Origin of the sequence: Pseudomonas sp. nanlin1 (genome assembly GCF_045571515.1) — a bacterium.
GTDB lineage: Bacteria > Pseudomonadota > Gammaproteobacteria > Pseudomonadales > Pseudomonadaceae > Aquipseudomonas.
In genome coordinates, this window is sequence record NZ_CP124218.1 from 2785597 (window position 1) to 2804183 (window position 18587).

The 18587-nt window shown below is 60.5% G+C and carries 9 protein-coding genes; 5 read left to right on the top strand and 4 right to left on the bottom strand.

The genetic code is table 11. The features are described 5' to 3' along the window. Window positions 1-24: 24 nt before the first annotated feature. Together QCL65_RS13005 and QCL65_RS13010 are read right to left on the bottom strand one after the other, a co-directional pair. On the bottom strand, window positions 25-768 hold the full coding sequence (locus QCL65_RS13005) for a molecular chaperone (protein ID WP_407309202.1): 744 nt from the start codon (window positions 766-768) through the stop codon (window positions 25-27). Window positions 769-834: 66 nt separating this feature from the next. Further along, window positions 835-1395, bottom strand: a complete 561-nt coding sequence (locus QCL65_RS13010) for a fimbrial protein (protein ID WP_407309204.1) — start codon at window positions 1393-1395, stop codon at window positions 835-837. A 293-nt stretch (window positions 1396-1688) separates the two neighbouring features. On the opposite strand from QCL65_RS13010, the gene QCL65_RS13015 reads away from it, so the two are divergent. From QCL65_RS13015 to QCL65_RS13025, 3 genes are read left to right on the top strand one after another with little or no spacing between them, the layout of a single operon-like run. Then, on the top strand, window positions 1689-3476 hold the full coding sequence (locus tag QCL65_RS13015; protein ID WP_407309206.1) for a hypothetical protein: 1788 nt from the start codon (window positions 1689-1691) through the stop codon (window positions 3474-3476). A gap of 10 nt (window positions 3477-3486) precedes the next feature. Beyond that, window positions 3487-5799 carry a hypothetical protein gene (locus QCL65_RS13020; RefSeq protein ID WP_407309208.1) on the top strand — a complete coding sequence of 771 codons (2313 nt, stop codon included), beginning with the start codon at window positions 3487-3489 and terminating at the stop codon, window positions 5797-5799. A gap of 17 nt (window positions 5800-5816) precedes the next feature. Further along, window positions 5817-12647, top strand: a complete 6831-nt coding sequence (locus tag QCL65_RS13025) for an RHS repeat domain-containing protein (RefSeq protein WP_407309210.1) — start codon at window positions 5817-5819, stop codon at window positions 12645-12647. Between the two features lie 228 nt (window positions 12648-12875). Here the strand turns inward: QCL65_RS13025 and QCL65_RS13030 are convergent, their stop codons facing one another. Both QCL65_RS13030 and QCL65_RS13035 read right to left on the bottom strand, forming a co-directional pair. Continuing rightward, the gene (locus tag QCL65_RS13030; RefSeq protein ID WP_407309212.1) at window positions 12876-13511 is read right to left on the bottom strand and encodes a response regulator; all 636 of its coding nucleotides are present in this window, start codon (window positions 13509-13511) and stop codon (window positions 12876-12878) included. Window positions 13512-13565: 54 nt separating this feature from the next. Then, the gene (locus tag QCL65_RS13035) at window positions 13566-13838 is read right to left on the bottom strand and encodes a helix-turn-helix transcriptional regulator (RefSeq protein WP_407309214.1); all 273 of its coding nucleotides are present in this window, start codon (window positions 13836-13838) and stop codon (window positions 13566-13568) included. 301 nt (window positions 13839-14139) lie between these two features. Here QCL65_RS13035 and QCL65_RS13040 point away from each other — a divergent pair, with 301 nt between their 5' ends. Next, window positions 14140-16203: a hypothetical protein gene (locus QCL65_RS13040; protein ID WP_407309216.1), complete on the top strand. Its 2064-nt coding sequence runs from the start codon at window positions 14140-14142 to the stop codon at window positions 16201-16203. Between the two features lie 107 nt (window positions 16204-16310). Further along, a complete protein-coding gene (locus tag QCL65_RS13045) occupies window positions 16311-18488 on the top strand; it encodes an autotransporter outer membrane beta-barrel domain-containing protein (protein ID WP_407309218.1) in 2178 nt (725 codons plus the stop codon). Window positions 18489-18587 lie beyond the last annotated feature (99 nt).

Sequence of the window (18587 nt, forward strand, 5' to 3'; positions counted from 1 at the left end):
GGTTTCCAGCCAATCAGTGGGGGCTCAGGGGGTGAGCGTGACCGCCAGTGGACCTACAGGGGTGTAGCCACCGTAATCGTTGATGGCTCGAAAACGCACTTGCGGCTTGCCGCCTGGGCGGTAACCGGGCAGCGCATAGCGTTGCCGGGCAAAAGGCTCGACCATGGCGGGGCTGTTCAAATGCTGGGAGTGGGCGTTGTTTTCGATGTCAATGCGCAGAAACGAGACGTGGTAGGGCGTGGGGTTATACACCTCGAGCTCGGCCGGTTGCCGGCTGTTGTCCAGGCGCCAGGTGAGCGTAGGGTAGGCCTTGACCGGGTCGTTGTTGAGTTCCGCTGGCCGGTAGAACAGTTTGATACGGGTGCGCAGGGCGATGGTCAGGGTGTTCTCGCCGTCGCTGGCCTTGGGGATTTCTTGCACGTTGAAGTAGAACAGCGACTCGCGGTCCCGGGGCAGCTCGTTGGGTAACCCGCTGATCTGCACCTGTTGGCTCGCCCCGGGTTCCAGGCGAAACAATGGCGGGTGCACGACAAACGGCACAGGGGTTTGCGTGTCATCGGTCACGGTGTTGACCCAGGACTGCACCGCATAGGGCACTTGGCTGGGGTTGTTGACGATCATCGAGACGCTGCGCTTGGCGCTGTCGTAGACCACTCGTGTGCCGTTGACGGTCAAAGCCGCGTGACTGGCGCTGGTGCCGAACAGCAAGGGGGCTAGAGCCAGGCTAGCTAGCCAGGCACGGGTGTTGTGGGGGAGGCAAACGTTCATGGGGAAATAGCCTGAGCTGGGACAAAAACCCCTCGGCGGGCAGTGCTGCGCCGAAGGGTTTGTTTATCAGTTAGGTGCGACGACAAAGGTGATTTTGCTGTTGGCGCGGCCGACGGTGACGGCGGCGCCCTCGGCTTCGTAGTTGACTGTGAACGGAATCACGGTCGGCGCGGTGTTGCTCACGGCGATATCAGTCAGAGGAACGTTGTGTTTAACCTGGGCCCCGGTGGTTTTGTAATGCAGCGCTAGGCCTAGGCCGGTCGCCCCATTAGGCTCAAGCGAGAAGTTATTGCGAGTGGTCGCGCCATAAGCGCCTTGGAAGGTGATCTGGATTTCATCCCCCGGGTTTACTACGCAATCTGCGCCTGGGTTAATCCGCAGGGCAAACTCGCCAAAGCCAGCGGTGTCGCCGGCAGCTTTGAACAATTTCTTGTTGATATCGTCGCCCAGCTGGATCGGCGCGTTGGGTGAGCCGAGGCTGGGGTTAACGATTTCGATAGGGCAGCCCGTATCGGTGATGGTGCCTTCGAAGCGCACCTCGCCGGAGCCATTTACCGCAGCGAACGCCGAAGGGCCGGTCACGCCGAGGGCGGCGGCCAAGGCCAGTGGCAACATACGTACTTTCATTTCTAAGTTTCCTTTCCCGGTTACCCACGGCGCCCGTGATCGAGACCGACCGCGGGCTTATCTAATTAAGGGCCACCTGCGCCATGGCAGGTTGTCTCGACCGCGCAATTGTGGGAATTCGGGCGCCTGGCGACTATGAGATAACTCTCGTTTTCAATGAGTTAGCTGTCTCTAGCCGTTGCTGGAGGGTGTGCTACCTGGCAGTTCTGTCAGTAGGCAGGGTGCTGGGCCTGGGGTTAAAAACGCTACTAAGGCCATAGTCATGGCCCGGCGATCAACCACAGGACGACACCATGCCGAAGTTGCCAGATTTGCCAATGCCCCGGGTGGAGGGGCTGAACGAATACGACGAATACTGGCTGGACTTGAATCCTGGGCCGTTCGTTGGCTGGGTTTACTACGAGGGTATGGCGCCTGGGGAAGCCGTCAATGTTTATTTCTACGGCTGTGGTCCTGAGGGTCAGGTGAGTGATTTCGCCATTTTAGATGAGTTGGACGAGGATAATTACGACCCGCGCCTTGGCTACCAAATATCCTTTAACAGAGGCCTGCTAGGGCCCATCGATAATGGCCGGGCATTCTTCAGCTATGTCGTCGATCAGGGCCTCATCGGCGAACGGATCTCGCCGCGCAGGTTCTTCTATGTCGGAACGCGCGCGACTCGCCCGGAAGTAGAACTACCAGTCACAGACCTGTGGCCATCCCATAACCTTGAGATTGACTTCTACTCATTGCCGACCTCGCTGCAGGTGCTCGTCATGCCGTACGCCTCGCAAGCGGTGGGCGACCGCGTGGTGGTGCATTGGGGGGTGTATGAAAACGGCCAGGCACCGGTGCTTCGGCAATACCAGAAAGTGGTGGCGGCTGCTGATGTGGGTCGGCCGCTGGCCATCCCGGTGCCGCGGGGCCATCTGAGTACCGCCTTGGGTAAAGATTCACGGGTGTATTACCAGGTACACCATGTGGGGCCGGATGCTGTGGAGTCGACGTCGATCACCCAGCACTTCGACGTGGTCGAGCGCCCGGCCAGCGAACCGCTACTAGCACCGCCCACAGTGGTGGGGTACCCCGACGAGACGGTGTTTGACCCCGCCCAGTTCCCCAACGGTATGCCGATCGAGGTGCCGTTCTCCACCACTATGCGCAGTGGCGATTGGGTGTTGCTCGAAGTCACCGGTAGCAGCCTGGCCAATTCTCTGCGCCTGCACCTTCGCCTCGACCCAAGCAACATCGCGACTAAATCCGTGCGTCTGTTGGTGCCTCAACTGTTGCTGACGGTCAATGTCGGCGCCCCTATCACATTCAGCTACCACCACTCGCGCAGGGATGTATCCCTGGGCAGCGAAGCCCTGCGCGCCAATGTGCGGCGGCCCTTGAACATGCCCCTGGTACAAATCCCCAAGGCAAACCCGGACGGCAGCGCAAGCCAGTACAGACTCGACGCCAGCCTGGTTTCAAGCGGTGCCCAGGTGGTATTGCCCGAGGCATTCAATCCGCCGACGGGAACCACTGTGGCCGTGCATTGGGAGGGCGAGCTCACACAGGGCCGGGTAGTGCTTGACCAGCACGCCCCCAACTTTCCGAAGGTTTACAACGTGCCCAGTCGGTACATACCGTCCAACTTCGGCCAGCCTTTCAAGGTGTATTACACCGCGACCGAGCCTAACCAGAGCGTGCAAAAGTCAGCCGAGTTGTCGTTGCGCATCCTGGCACCAACCATAGACGCCTGGCCGGTGCTGCAGTGTGCACGAATGCATCCCAACGGTGACTTGCTGTTGTCAGAGAACGCCAATGGCACCGAATTAACCCTAGCGCGCTGGCTATTCATAAGCACTGCCAATCAGCTGAGGGTGGTGCTGACGGGCCTACGTGCCAGCAACGGGGCGGCCTTTTCAGAGACATTGCTCGATCGCCGGGTTGAGGTGCCTGAACTCGTCGCTGGGGTGCGCTTGGCGTTGTCCCGAGAAAAACTAGAGATGCTGCAGTTAGGAGCCCCCTTCAGCCTGCTTACCCGCGTCAGCTTCGACAGCGGTAAGACCTTCATTGACTTCACCACCGTGCGCGGCCGCTTGGTTAGCTAGCCCACGCCCTATGCAAAAAACACCGCCCTATGGCAGGAGAGCAATAATGGCCTATTCAGAAGCACAGTTGCGTGAGTGGCTTAACCAGAAGAGCAGACTGTTCGGTTGGGACATGATCATGGCGTTTGACCAGCACACCTTGGGCGACGCTTTGTTGCAGGACTACATCGAGCGTTTTGACCGGGGTGATTATCTACCACCCTTTGCCGGGCAGTTTCGGCAAAGCGACAGCCAGTACAACTTCCTGTCTAACTACCAGATGGATGCACCATTACTCTCGTTCGAACAGGCCAACCTGGATGACTCCTGGGCCAGCCTAAACATGAACGTGCTCTCCGGTAATATGGCCACGGTCTCGTATGTCACCGGCTCGCCAAGGGTAACCAGGCTCATTGTCAACGATGCCCTGGACCATCAAAAGCTCAGCGCACGGGTCAAGCTAAGCGCACTGGTCGAAGTGAGCAGCGCCGGCGCCGTGCATTTCGATCTCAAAGACGCCCATACGTTCGTGCTGCATTATCCCGCCCAAGCCGGTGACCCCCAGCTAGGTGGCACCTGGTTCAAGCAAGCGTTCAGCCAACTGCCTGCGAATGTGCGCATTCGCGAGTTGGTCAGGTTTATTCAGCGGCCCGAGCTCGCGTTGGCGATTGATTCTGTGAGCGTGCGCACACAAGCCAGCGGACCTTCGGCGAGCGATCGGGCTTCGGCTGAGTTTGGCGAAGGTGCCGTCGTGGCATTCGTCAAGATGCTAAGTGGCAAGTTGGGCAATGTGCCTACGTCAGGGGAGGACTTTCGCTATCTGATTCCGAACGACGTCGCCCCTGGTTATACCTCCAGCCTGTTGCTCAGCAAGTTGCGGGCGTCGTTGTCGATGATGATCGTTGGCAGTTCGCGTAGTTTCCAAGCCTTCATCACCTCCATCGACGAGGAGGAGAACACCCTCCAAGCGAAGGCCGACGGCATTATGCATTTGCCGGCTGCGACCGTGCACGGCGGTAGTGATTTGGTATTGACCTTCGCTGATGTTAGGCACTCGCTAAAGCTCACTTTTTTGATTACCGAGGTCGCAACGGCCGGCGGCAGCCAAACATTAGAAATGGAATTGAAGGTCAAGACGGGTGACGGCAAGACCCATGACGTGACGGCCAAGTTTGTCGTGTTGTGTAACGGCGAATCAGAAAATGTCGAACCCCCACGGCTGGCGTTCAGTACGGGTTTCATGTTTACCGCATGGTTTGGGTTTGAAGGCTACCTCCCGGCCGTTAAGAAAGACTTAGAGCAGGCTACACGGGATTACCTGACGAAAAACGTCGCTCCGCCGCTGTTTATCTACCCGAATGATTCGATCACCCCAGCAACCGACCTGCAAGTGTCGTTACAGGGATCGAGCTTTGTCCCTACCCGGTACTTCCAAGGGCACGGGCGCGACCTGTGGAACGGCGACTTCGGTGCATTCGGCCATGTAAACCCGCAAAGCACGCGGTTCAAAGTCACGCCTGATCGGCCGGTGCTATCCGACAACAGCAGCCTCGCGTTCTTGGTAAGGCCGGCGACATCCGGCGTGCGCTGGAGCGTGGAGGCGTTGCCTGGTTATGAAGGTTATCCGACCGGGCGCATCGACCCGGCTACGGGCGTGTATCGGGCACCTGCGAGCGCCGAGTTGCCGACGTCCATGACGCGAGTTCGAATCACGGCTACTGCGGGCACCCAGAGTAACTCGACCATCGTCACACTGATGAAGAGAGCGATCAGTTGTAACCCTATCATTCAAACTTGCCGTTTTGGTGAGACTCGTCAGTACACCGCCAGCCTAATGGGTTCTGGAACCATTGAGGCCAGTGTCTCCGACAGCAACGTATGGGGGGGGCGGATCGTCAAGAACGCCGATCAAGACTCAGACTTCACCTATACCGCTGGCCCCAGGGTTGCGGGCACGACGTTTCATGCGCAGACCCTGGTATTCAGAGCCCCCGCTACCGGGGCCGAACAACATTGTTATGTGGTGGTTCAACACAGCGATGAAAGCTTGGTCGTTCGGCTCGACTGGGCACACCCGGACTCGGGGCCCGATCGCGTCAAGGTCCTGGCGCTGGTCAACAATGCGCCCCTTGCAGCGAGCTTCAAGGTCGAACAGGGTGCGGGCTATTTCGATGCATCCAGCCCCGATGTATATGTCGTCCCCACCGACACAGCCGGACTGCCATTCGCCCTGATCGTGGCCGAGTTTGCAGGCCCGGGTGGGCGCATGTTTCAGGGCCACCTCATCGTGCCGCTGCCGCTGGTTCAGTACCCCAACACCGCGCCCACCCACTCCCGTTATTAATTAGAGAGAGCCACACCATGCCTAGTTATTCACGCGAAGAGCTGCTCACCCTCATGGCGGGCAAACCCATGACGTTCGGTTGGGGTGCATTAATGGTGTACAGCCGCACTCGGCTTAACGAGTTGCTGCTAGAGCAACACCTCGACAGCCTGCAACAGTTCAACTACCTACCGCCGTTCAATGTGGAGCTCGAATTACCGGAGACGCCTGAACTTTATATACTCAAAGACGCCGTATTGGGCGCTCCGCACATTTCCTTCGAAACCGCCAGCCTGCACAATTCCACTGTGCGCGTGACCCTGCCGCTGCTCTCGGGCGAATATTCGCTGGCGTACAAGCACATAGGCCCCGGCCGCGATGTACGTCAGGCGACGTTCATCACCGAGGGCATGGGCCATTCGTTCTCGATGGACATTGACCTGCGTGGTGTTCTCGGTGAATTCGACAATCATGGCAACTTGAGCTTGAATTTGCGGGGAGCAAAGCAGTTCGAGTGCAGTCTGGTTCAAGGTGAGTTAAGCCAGCTCGAAATGGGCAAGGCTTTCGCGCGCTTTCTTGACGCGCAGCCGTCGGCCCGTTGTGAATACTTATTGTCGGCCGTCGATTATGCCGGTAATAACCCTATTCGCCCGGCGCGTTTTATCGTCCGCACCCAAGCGGCTCCCGGTGCCAAGCAACGAAATGCGGAGAATTTTGGCGAAGGCGCTGTGGTGCTGTTCATCTCCACAGCCGCTGATGAGTTTGACGGCAGCCTACCGGCCGACGAAAGCCAGTTTCCGTTTCTGATCCCCAACGACCGTGACAGCGAGGGGCAGCCAGAGTTTACCGCCAGCTTGGTGCTCAACCATAAGCACAGAGGCCATGCCCAGGGCGATCGGCTTGACTTGATCAGTAGCTTTCTGTTCCCAAGCGAGTTCGCCTTCACCGCCACCAGCCAGCATGAACCCCACGATTTGGTCGCCTTTGGCAATATTGCGCCGGGGGTTCACTACACCAGGGTCGAGCCAGCGTTTAGCCGGGTGCGGCCGAACGGGCAGCAGCCGTTCCGTTTGTTTGATAGCGAAGGCGCGCCCTTGGCCGCCACCTGGCAAGTGGTGAGCTTGAACAACCGCAACTCTGCAGGAACGGTCAATGGGAATGGGCGGTACACGGCAAGTTCTGGGGCCAACTTTGACCACCCGGATGTGCTTAACCTGGTCCAGGCGAGCTACGTCGACCCTGAGACAGGGCATACCCGCACTCGCTCGGCCAGGGTCGCCGTGAGCCTGCGGCCGTTGGCGTTGAGCCCGAATGTGAGCGTGCTGAAACTGGGGGAAATCGCGCCGGAGCCCTTGGTGATCACGGCAACCACCCAAAGCGCAGCATCCGAACTAACCTGGACCTTGTTGGGGGCCGGCCTTGGTACCTTGACAGCCTCTGGCTATTCAGCCACTTACACTGCGCCGGCTGACCTACCGGCGGACCAGCGGTTGGCCGTGGACGTGGTGCAAGTGCGGGACCGCTCAACCGGTGATCGCACTTTGGCCGTGATAGGCCTGCCCACAGGGCAATTTGATATCATTCTGGATCACGATGACCAAGCCTTGCTGGCCGACCAGCAATTGCACATCATCCCTGACGTGGTTGATGACTCAGTGACCTACCTCTGGACAGTATACGGGGAGGGCAGCATTGCCCCGAGTTCCGATGGCGTTGGCGCCATTTACACAGCGCCTGCCACCATCACCCACCCAGCCAGCTTGGTATTGTGCGAGGGCGTGTGGCAGGGCAGCGTTTTCTTCGTCGGTTACACCACCGTTATGCTCACAGATTTCGTCCCGGAACCGCGCTGGGAACAGTTGGCGTCGTTCAAGCTCAAGCCCGCGATCACACCCACGGCGTTCGCCAACGGCTACCAGCAGATCCCGGTGGACATTGAGATCGTCACGGCGGCCGTCGACGGCAAGTTGATCCCCATTACCAATCAGGAGCTCGCCAGCCTGGTGTTGGTCAACCGGGCTACTCAGCAAGAACTGCCGTTTTTGCCGGCCTTCGAAGCAGGCATGGCCGACACTGAGGCCAACCGCCACGGCTGGGCCGTCTCGACCCAACGCAACCAGTACGACATGCGTCAGTCCCAGGCTAGTCAGGCGCTTGCCTTCGAAGGTAACGCCGCGTTGCCGTTGGCCGACGATGCGCGGGCAGTGCGCACGCTGTTCGTGCATACCCTGGCCGACCTGCCCCTGGAAATCGTGGCTAAGTTTCGCGACGATTTGGGGAAATTTCATAGCTCGCTAACCATTGACGGTAACCATAACCCAGACGGCATCCTCGAACTGCAGCCCGTGCGTACGCCCACCTTTACCAGTGAAGATTACGAGCTCAAGCGCAAACGGGTGGCCGGCGGCGGAGTCGGCACTGGGCCCGGCGGGGAAGATGATTTCGACTACCACCTGACCACCACAGACTACTGGCGGTTGTCCCTCAAAGGCCCGGTGGGCGCTGCCCGGCGCTTCGTACAGGTGTCGTTCGAGGATAACGAATCCACCGTGCAGTGGGAGAGCAAGCAACTGGCTGAAGAAATGTTCAGCTACACGGGTTACGCCTTCATACCCGCTAAGAGCAATGCGACCGTTAAGACGCTAACGTTCGACCGCATTGCGCCTGGCCTCTTGGGTGATAAGCTTGACAAGCAAATAGTACCCAGTGAGCGAGTCGTTGCGGGTGAGCTGTTGGTAGCCTTGATGCGCAGAATGGACGTGAAGTATTCCCACCGCCACCCATTGGCCAAACCGCAGCAAATATTCCTGCGCGACCTGGATGGCAACCCCCATCGCCTACACCTGGCCTTTCTCCCGGAAGACCGCAATCAGCTTGAATTGATGTCATTAGGCCGCGCCGGCCCTGGTGCCGCAAAAACAGCAGTGCATTCCAAAGCGTTCGATTTCATGAGTTTCCTCACCACCGGGGTTGACCCGCGCACCGGCCAGTACCCGCTGAGCATCAATGTGCCGGAACTCAAAGGCAACGATTTGTCTGGCCCCGACCTGGCGCTGAAGCTGGACTTCAACCCCTTGCGAACCGAGGACAGCGGCTTCGGCCATGGCTGGGGCATCAACCTGAGCCAGTACACGCCACGGGACCAGATCCTCGCCCTGAGCACGGGGGAAACCTTCAAGGTCACGGGCAGCGGCTTCCAACCGGAGATCGCTGAAAAGAAACTCGACAGCTTCCACTTCTATAATTTGGGGTTCGACCCGCTCAACCCCGAGCCCGGCAAGTACAAAGTGGTGCACAAGTCCGGCCTGGTCGAGGTCCTTCAGCTTCAGGGCACCGGTGCCGCGCAGACCGCGCTACCCGTTGAGCACCGCAGCGAGCAGGGCCGTCGGCTGTCGTTCAGCTACGGCACCTACGCCAGTTGGCCGCTGTTGAAAGAAGTACGCGATGAGCAGCGCCTGCTCTTGCGCATTACCCGCAGCGACTATGAAGTGCTGCTGCAGATGTGGCCCGACGATGCCGATGCAGTGCTGTACCGCATGACCCTGACCAGCAGCGACCGGCGCGTGGGGCGCATCGAGCTGCCGAGCGCTGACAAGGCGGCTTGGCAGTTGGCCTACGAGTCGTTTCCAGGGTTGCCGGGGTACCTGTTTCTCAGCCGCGTGCAAACCCCCACCGGCGCGGTGGAAACCATTACCCATCGCAGTGAACTGTCTTACCCCAGTACGCCGGGCACCCCGAGCCGTGTGCCATTGCGCCGGGTCGACAGCCACAGCGTCGAGCCTGGCAGCGGCCAGCCGCCCAGCGTGACCCGCTACCGCTATGACCCAGACGGCGGTAATTACAACTTCCTCGGCTATGGCGCGCAGAACCTGGTCTACCAGGAAGATGGCCTGGATAACCTGTACCGCGCCAACGAGCGCTATGTTTATGGCTCGGTCGAAAGCCAGGTAGTCGACGGCCAGGTTGTGCGCACCATCACCCGGCGTTTTAACCGTTTCCACCTGTTGACCGAAGAAATCACCCAACAAGGCAGCCACGTCAGCAGCACGCTCACCGACTACTACGCCGACGACACGCTGCCCTTTAGTCGCCAGCTCCCGCAATTTCAGTTGCCTAGAATCTCGACCCAGCGCTGGCACCTTGAAGGCCAGAGTGAACAGTTCAGCCAGATCGAACGCACCACCTACAGCGACACCGGCAACCTGACCAGCCGCACAGAGCCCAACGGGGTGATCACCCAATACGAGTGGTACCCCGCCAGCGCGGCGTTGCCCGATTGGCCCGGCGACCCCCAAGGCTTCGAACGCCATGAGCGCAGCCAGCGGGTGGTCCCGGCTGCTTCCGCGCACGCAGCGCCTACCTTGCTGACCGCCTACCGGTACAGCCTACTCAGCCCGCTGGAGGGCACGTCGGCCGCGTTCCTGGTACGCACCCAGGAAACCCTGCTGCAAGTGAGTGGCGCTGAGCAAACCCTGGTGGAAGAAACCCAGCTGGACTACTTCGACACGCCCCAAGACAGCCTTTTGCACGGCCGGCAAAAACAGCGCAAGGTCACCTTGAATGGGCTTGGCCGCATCACTGAGTTCAGCTACCGCAAAGACTTCAGCCGCCGAGTCGGCGAAACCGTACTGCACACCCAAGAAGTACACAGCAGCGATTTTGACGCCGCTAGCCGCACCATCGACCTGGAGCATTCGCTGTTGCACGGCGAGCCGTTGCTCACCGTGGAGAGCCCTGAGCAAGAAGGCACGGCGGCGCAAGACAGCGGTGCGATGGTGCGTTACCAATACGATGAGCTGGTGCGGGTGACCCAGGAAACCGTCGGCCCAGGCACCGAATACGAGGCCAGCCGGCGCTATGCGTACTATCTGAGCAGCGACCCCGGCCGACAATCCGAGCAGCACACCACCGACGTCAAGGGCGTGGTCACCGTCAGTTACTTCGATGGCCTGAACCGGGTGGTGCGCGAAACCCGCGTGGACGTAGACAACCCCGGCAGGCACGGTGAGGCGCGCTCCATCTATGCCGCGCAGTACGACGCGCTGGGGCAATTGCGCAGCGAGACCGAATACGACTGGCTGGGCGAGCAAGACCTGGCCCTGACCACCACCCTGGAGTACGACGACTGGGGCGAGCCCTGCCTGACCCAAGGCCCTGACCAGGTCAAGCGTTACAGCGTCAAAGACCCCATCGCACTCACCACCACTGAGTGGCTACCGGGCCAGGGCGTCACGGTCACCCACCATAACCTGTTCGAGAAGCCCCTCAAGGTGGAGCGCCTGGCACCCGATGGTCAGACCCAGGCCGCCCTGCGTACCTGTGAGTACGACGGCTTGGGCCGCACACGGGTGGAGAACGACCAAGTCGATGGCGGCGAAGAGCGCATCAAGGAGTTCCGCTACGACCTGTTCGACCGCTTGATCGAAAATACCCTGGCGGACGGTTCGGTTGTTCACCGCGACTTTGCCCGCCATAGCCGCGAAGATCTGCCCACCCGGATTGCGGTAGAGGGTTATTTCCGCGACAGCCGCAAGCGTACGATGCGCCAGCAAGCGCTGCTGGGTGAGCAAACGTTTGATAGCCTCGAGCGCATGACCAGCGCCACCACGGGTGGCCGCCGCCGGCTGTTTCGCTTTAAAGGTGGCGAGCGCCAGCCCTTTGAGGTGGTCACGCCTGCCGGGACAAACATCGCTTATACCTACAACCCGCAATTAGGCGCCGAGCCCACCGCACGCGGTACGGCGGCGCACCGGGCGGCGTACACCTACGACCCGCTGAACGCGCAATTGCTCAAAAGCGAGGAGGCGGGTGACGACGGCCAGCCCGAGACGGTGCTGCGCGAGTACGCCAGCAACGGTGAACTGCGCAGCGAAACCCGCGGTGAGGGCGCTGAACGGCGGCAGATGTTCTATCAATACAGCCTGCGCGGGCGCCTATTGAGCTATACCGATGTGCTTGGGCAGGCCCAGACGTACCACTACGACGACGCCGGGCGCCTACAGCGAACCCAGTTGCAGGGCACCACGACGCTGTTCGGGTATGACGCCCAAGGGCTGGTGTCGAGCATTGCCAGCAGCGAAGGCGATCGCGCCTTGCAGCTTACGGTAAGCCTCGAGTATGACCCATTCGGCCGCGAAATCAGCCGCACCTTCGCCAGCCGCGAGGGCTTCAATCAGCGCTTGGAGCAGGCCTACAACAGTGTCGACCAAGTCACCCAGCGCACCTTGAGCGACCTGGATAAAGGCACCGTGTTACGGGACGAGCATTACGCTTACGACGAGCGCGGGCGCCTGGCCGACTATCGTTGCAGCGGGGCGCAAGCGCCAGTGGACGCTATCGGCAAGCCGATCCTGCGCCAGGTGTTCGGCTTCGACAGCATCGATAACATTATCACGGTGCTGACGGACACCCCAGACGGGCGCAATATCGAGACCTACAGCTACGACGCCGTGGAGGACCCCACGCAACTGACGGCCCTGCGCAACAGTCATGCTGCTTACCCGCCCGCCGTGCAGTTTACCTATGACGATGACGGCAACATGCTCCAGGATGAGAAAGGCAATGACCTGCTTTATGACGAGTACGGGCGCTTGATCAACGTGGGCGACCCAGCAGCGAGCCCGACTCTCTACCGCTACGACGCCCAAGATGTGCTAAGCCAAAGCACCCTGGCCGGCAAAACCGAACGGCGCTACTACTGCAATGACGTGTTGGTCAACCTGGTAGGGCCTGACGAAAACACCCGGATCATGCGCGGTGGCGAGCACCTGTTGGCTGAAATCAAAAGCGACGGCGCAGCCGACGGCCTGCTCACCGATGCCCAGCAGAGCGTGCTGGGGAAGCCTGAGGCCGGCCGGGCCGTTCGATGAAAAGGCTGGGTTGAATGGGTATGCCTATTGTGGGGGGACCTGGTGAATAGGGTGGATCCGACGGGGCATGGGTTCAATTGGAATAGCGTTCGGATATGGGCGCTGGTGGCGTGTACGTCCTGGTCGGCGGGTTGCTCGGCGCCGGCCTAGGTGCGATTTTGGGCGTAGGGTACGAGCTGATTTGGGGCGCCTTCGAGCCATCTGACCCAGATCCCCGCCACGCCGGGGTCAGTCGACCCCTCTAAGGTACTGGCCAAAAGCAATGCCATGTTCAAGCCCCAGCTTGTCCATGGCATTGCGCTTGTGTCGGCTGATGGTTTTTTCACTGCGGTTCAGGCGCGCTGCAATGGCGCGCCCGGTCAGCCCTTCGGACAACAACCTCACCACGTCTACCTCCCGCGGCGATAATGCGCGGTGCCCGGCCATCTGCAGGTGGGCTACGCGTTCCAGGCAGCGTTGCATCATCGGGCTGTACCAGGTTCGGCCATTACGCAGGGCCATTAACGCCCGGTGCAGGTCCGACAGGCACTGTCGTTTGTCGAAAATGCCTTTGACCTGCAAGGCAACCAGCGCTTTGAGGGTGTCGATGTCGTTGCGGGTGGTAATCACCATGAGCGGCAGTTCAGGGTAATGCCGCCGAATATGCCCCAGCAGCGCCAGGCCGTCGGCCTGGGCGGGTGAGGGCATGCTGTAGTCGCTGATCAATATGTCGCACGGGTGCTCGCGCAGGGCTTGCAGTAACGCGGCGCCATCGGTGGCCTCAGCCACCACTTCGAAGCGCTGCCGCGGCACCCGCTGCAATACGACGCGCAGGCCCGCCAACACTACAGGATGGTCGTCTGCCAGGATTATCTTGATGCTCACACGCAACTCCATAGGGGTGAGAGCGTTGCCTGGCAGTACGCGGGTCTGGCAGTGTCAGGGGAAGTCGATCAACCCCTCGTACAGCGCCATCAGTACGGCCGTATGCCGGGAGCTCACGCCAAATTTTTCTCGAATATTGCAGAAGTGAAAGTTCACTGCCGATTCCGAGCGTTTCAATATCACCGCAATCTCGCACGACGATTTACCCGCTGCGCTCCAGCGCAGCACCTGCCGTTCCATATAGGTCAGGGAAAACTGACGGCCCGCGACCAAGGCCGCGAAATATTCCCCGTGGTCCCGCACATTCTCATTACCGTCCCGCAGCATGATCGATCTCCCTAATCGGATGCAGCGCCTTGTGAGGTGGCGCTTGTGAGAGTGTTCAAAGCTTTCGGTACGGTTATATCGCCGAGGTCTGCGGTTGAAACCTGTAAGAAATGACAGGTAGGCGATATTAATAGGTGATGTAGGGCATTTCTGTAGGTTTGCGGGTTTTGGAGCGTAGGAAAAGTTGATGCGCAAATGAGGTAAAAGCGTTTCCCTGATTGTTTTGTCAGGTAGTCGGGCGAGGTTAGGCCGTGATTGATTGAACACCCGGGCCTCGGGCCTCTACCTGGATGCGGAAATCATGCCACTGACACCCTTTGAGCAGCGTCGCCTCGACGCCATCAACGCCCGCAAAGCCGCCCACCGCGAGCGCGCGAAACGCCTGGCCCGTGACCTGGCGCCTCTGGCGAGACCGACGATCGATGTTTATGACGGCAACCCACCAGATCCTACCAAAGAAATTGAAATCATCGACCGCGATACCGAAGGGTTGCTCACCTACGCGTTTATGAAACAAGGCAAAGACCTGGACCTTAAGATTGATGAATGGAGCTCACGGCCACCACCGGGATCTGCTTTTGTTGATGAGCTGAAAATAGAAGTGGCAGACACACCAATAGGGCCGTGGCGGCCCTTTCAACCGCAGGATATCCCCGCCGATCAGCAATTTCCGCTCATTCAACCGCTCGCCATCGAGTGGCTGCTGGGCGAAGCTAACAAGCAACTCTACCTGCGCTATGCAGTGGAGGGATGGTCGGGCGGTAACAACGTTAGTGAGCTGATACCCCTACGGGCTGACACGTTGGCCCCCTGGTACAACGGTGTCCCCAGAGAAATGACCGGCGGGCCCTCTGAGCCGATTACGGATGCTTGGCTGACGCAAAATGCCGATAAGTTGGAGCTACAAATACCCGTTCACCCGGATGAGGCCCCTGGGGATCAGTTAGTGATCTGCTGGGCGCGTGAATTACCCACCCAACCTGGCCACGGCCCCCACGTAGTTGCCATCCAACCGATTACCGCCGGCTACACCGCAACCATTAGTGGCGATAAGATTCGCAGCGTCGGCAGTGGCGCACTCAAGGCGTTTTATGTCGTGATCGACCGCGCTGGCAATATCAGCCGGATTTCTGAGGTCAAGACCCTGGTAGTGGCTCTGGGGCAATTGCCGGAGAACCTGAAACCGCCACGGGTCACCGCCTATGACGATAACCTTATCGACCGCGACGACGCCTGGCCCAGCAGTGTCCTGGCGGTGCTGATCGATGAATATGACAACCACGCCGCGGGCGACACGATACGTGCCACCTGGGCCGGCGTGCCACTCGCGCCGTTTACCCTGGGCACCAGTTACAGCTTTCCGTTGAGTCTGCCGGTGCCCTGGGCAGCCCTCAAGGCCGGTTATGATTTCAGCGACCCCACTCCCATACAGACCGCGTTGGTCGAGTACGAGGTCGAGCAGCTCCTGGTTCCGATCGAAGAGGGCACAGGGCTGCAGGTGAACGTGGATCTTTCCTTGCCTGGGCCAGATAACCCCGACGAGCCGTCACCGGTCAACCCCACCCTGCCTCCCCCAGAAGTGCTGGCTGAGGGCGAAACAGATCGCAATAAGCTAGAGGAGAAGCATTTCGAGAAAGACGCAACGCTTTTCCTGACATTGTACGCGTCGCCGACAGTGGGGCAGACAGTCACCTTTTTCTGGAATGGGCTGCCAGGGCCCAGCTACGACATCCAGGCGGGCGACGTGGAAGGCCAGGAAATTAACGTACGGCTACCGTGGGACTTGATTCGCCGAGGGGGTAACAACGCCGCTTTACCGCTGCACTATGAGTTGAGCCAAACGGGCCAGAGCAACAGCCAACGATCGCCGGCGACCGATGTCGACGTGCAAGCGGTGCAGGTGATCCTGCCGATGGCTGAGTTCCTGCGCGTGCATCCGACGACCCAGCTATTGACCTGCGTCTCGCTGGTCAAGCACCCAGCAAAAGACAGCTACGGCGTAGAGGTGCGGATTGCGCCCAACGAGCACTTGCTGGCCGGGCGCACCGTCGAGCTGAAATGGGAGGCTCTGACGGGGACGTCGGGCGGCGCCCCCATTGCTTCGGCGACCAAAGAGGCCACCCTGACCGTCACCGAAGCTGACCAAGCCAATGGTCTGACCTGGCTAATCGAACCCTACGAAGACCACATCCTGCCCACCTATATCGATGATGACAGCCAAATTGGCCGAGCCCGCCTGAACTACAGCCTGTTGATCGATGGCCAGACGGTCGGGGCGCCAATGGCCGAGAAGTATGTGGCCATGGTCCAGCCCGGCGGTACCTGCAGTATTCCTCCGCCAACCGCAGTAGCCGAAGTCCGCTAGGTAAGTAGGACCATTCCTAGATACATCTAGTAGCAGGATAATTAGCCTGCACCTCTCACTTTTGACGGCCGGCCCTGTGGGGCCGGTTTGCTTTCCATGGAGGTCGCATGTTTACCCTTAATCCCCTGGCCCGCGCGCTGTTCTGCGTCACCTGGTTGCCCCTGGCGATGGCCAGCGTAGGCGCCCACGCCGGCATCGTCGACGGCACCGAGCGCAGCATCAACGCCAGCACCCCCGCTCAGGACTGGACCGTGCGCAATGGCGGCGTGCTTAACGCCACCGGCGCCACAACCTTTGACATCAACGTCATCGAGGGCTCCCGGGCCAACATCGAGGGCAGCCAAGTCACCGCCACTGGCACGCTTAACGCGTTGGCGGTGGCCTCCGGCAGCCATGCCGAGGTGAACAACACCCAACTGCTGGCCGACCGGGTAGCGGTGCTAATCCGCCCGGGCGCTACGGGGGCGCTGCGCAACAGCGAGGTGCGCTCCACTGGGGCGAATCAGGCCGCCGTGCAAGTGGCCTCGGGGGCCCAATTGCTGCTGGAAAACACCCAGGTGGTTTCAGAGCGTGGCGCGGGCGCCATGTTCAATAACGGCCAGATGCAAGCAGTGGGCAGCCGAATAGAAGGGCGGACCAACGGCATGCTGGTCACCGTCGACCCGGCGGTGCCCAATGACAATTTAATCGAGCTGGATAACACCGTCGTTGAAGGCATCGACGGAGCGGCGGTGCGGGTCGACTCGTACGACCTGGGCACAGGCACGAGCACCACCCTAGTGTTGGCCAATGGCAGCTCCCTGGTCAGCGGTAATGGCAACTTGGTAGAAGTGGCCCGCGGTGCTGAGCTGGACCTGCAGGTGGACAACAGTCAATTGGTGGGCGATATGGTGGTCGATGTGGGCAGCCGCGCCAGCCTTGAACTGCGCAACGCTGCCCAGTGGACCGGGCGCCTGGTAAACGTCGAGAACGTGGCTATCAACAGTGGCGCGCGCTGGACCATGGTCGAAGACAGCAGTATCGAGAATTTGAGCATGGCCGGCGGCGCTATTCGCTTCGGTGAAGCCAATGAGTATCAGCGCCTGACCGTGGGCGAGTTGTCCGGCAGCGGCACTTTTATAATGGACGTCGACATTGGCCAGGGCCTGGGTGATTTTCTCGACGTCACCGGCAACGCTACCGGTCGCCACGAGATCCTTATCGCCAGCGCGGGCGCCGACCCTCTGCGCGACGCTCAGTTACAGGTGGTGCAGATCGGCGGGGGGGACGCGCAGTTCGACCTGGCCGGCGGGGCGGTGGACCTAGGCACCTGGGCCTACGACCTGGAGCAACGCGGCAACGGCTGGTTTCTCAACGCCAACCAGCGCCAGGTCAGTGCCAGCACCGCCACCGTGCTGGGGCTGCAGGACGCCACGGCGTCGGTCTGGTACGGCGAAATGACCTCGCTGCGCAGCCGTATGGGCGAACTGCGCCTGGACGGCGGCACCGGTGGTTTGTGGATGCGCACCTACGGTAACCGTTACCAGGTCGACAGCGGCCAAGGCCGTGCCTACCAACAAAACCAGCAGGGCTTGTCGCTGGGCACCGATACGCGCTTGGCGGCCGGCGATGGCCAATGGCGTTTGGGGGTGATGGGCGGTTACAGCCGCTCGGAGCTCAGCCTTAAGCGCGGCAGTGAAGGCGAGACCAACAGCTACTATGCCGGGCTCTACGCCACCTGGCTGGACGCCGCCAGCGGCTATTACCTGGACAGCAGCGTCAAGCTCAACCGCTTCCAGCACCAGGCCCGGGCGCGCTTGAGCGACGGTAAGGAAGCCAAGGGCCGCTACGCCAACCTGGGCACCGGCGCCACCGTAGAGTTCGGCCGCCATATGGCCCTGCACGGCGGTTGGTTTATCGAACCCTTCACCCAATGGAGCGGCCTGGTCGCTCAGGGCAAAGACTATCGCCTGGACAACGGCCTGCGCGTGGAGGGCGAGACCAGCCATTCGTTGGTGGGTAAAGTCGGCAGCACCGTGGGCCATAGCTTCGATTTGGACCAAGGCAACAGCCTGCGCCCCTACCTGCGCGCCGCGTGGGGTTATGAGTTTGCCAAGGGCAACGAGATCAAGGTCAACGGCAATCGCTTCGCCAGCGACCTCTCCGGGCAGCGCGCCGAGTTGGGCGCGGGGGTCACGCTGAGCCTGAGCAGCGGCTGGCAAGTGTACGCCGACCTGGAAACCACCCACGGCGGCCGGGTCGAACAGCCTTGGGGCGGTAGTGTCGGAGTAAGGTTGGGCTGGTAGGAGGGGGCTGGGCGGTGCTCCGCCTGCCCCCGATCTTTTGATCTCGAGGCGCGGACCAGCGCCTGCATACCCAAAGCCACCCCTGCGTGTTGGCTAAGA

Bases quoted from the DNA above. Each gene is read 5' to 3' on its own strand.
- QCL65_RS13040 (WP_407309216.1), top strand. From the start codon at position 14,140: ATGCCACTGACACCCTTTGAGCAGCGTCGCCTCGACGCCATCAACGCC.
- QCL65_RS13005 (WP_407309202.1), bottom strand. From the start codon at position 768: ATGAACGTTTGCCTCCCCCACAACACCCGTGCCTGGCTAGCTAGCCTG.
- QCL65_RS13010 (WP_407309204.1), bottom strand. From the start codon at position 1,395: ATGAAAGTACGTATGTTGCCACTGGCCTTGGCCGCCGCCCTCGGCGTG.
- QCL65_RS13020 (WP_407309208.1), top strand. From the start codon at position 3,487: ATGCAAAAAACACCGCCCTATGGCAGGAGAGCAATAATGGCCTATTCA.
- QCL65_RS13025 (WP_407309210.1), top strand. From the start codon at position 5,817: ATGCCTAGTTATTCACGCGAAGAGCTGCTCACCCTCATGGCGGGCAAA.
- QCL65_RS13035 (WP_407309214.1), bottom strand. From the start codon at position 13,838: ATGCTGCGGGACGGTAATGAGAATGTGCGGGACCACGGGGAATATTTC.
- QCL65_RS13045 (WP_407309218.1), top strand. From the start codon at position 16,311: ATGTTTACCCTTAATCCCCTGGCCCGCGCGCTGTTCTGCGTCACCTGG.
- QCL65_RS13015 (WP_407309206.1), top strand. From the start codon at position 1,689: ATGCCGAAGTTGCCAGATTTGCCAATGCCCCGGGTGGAGGGGCTGAAC.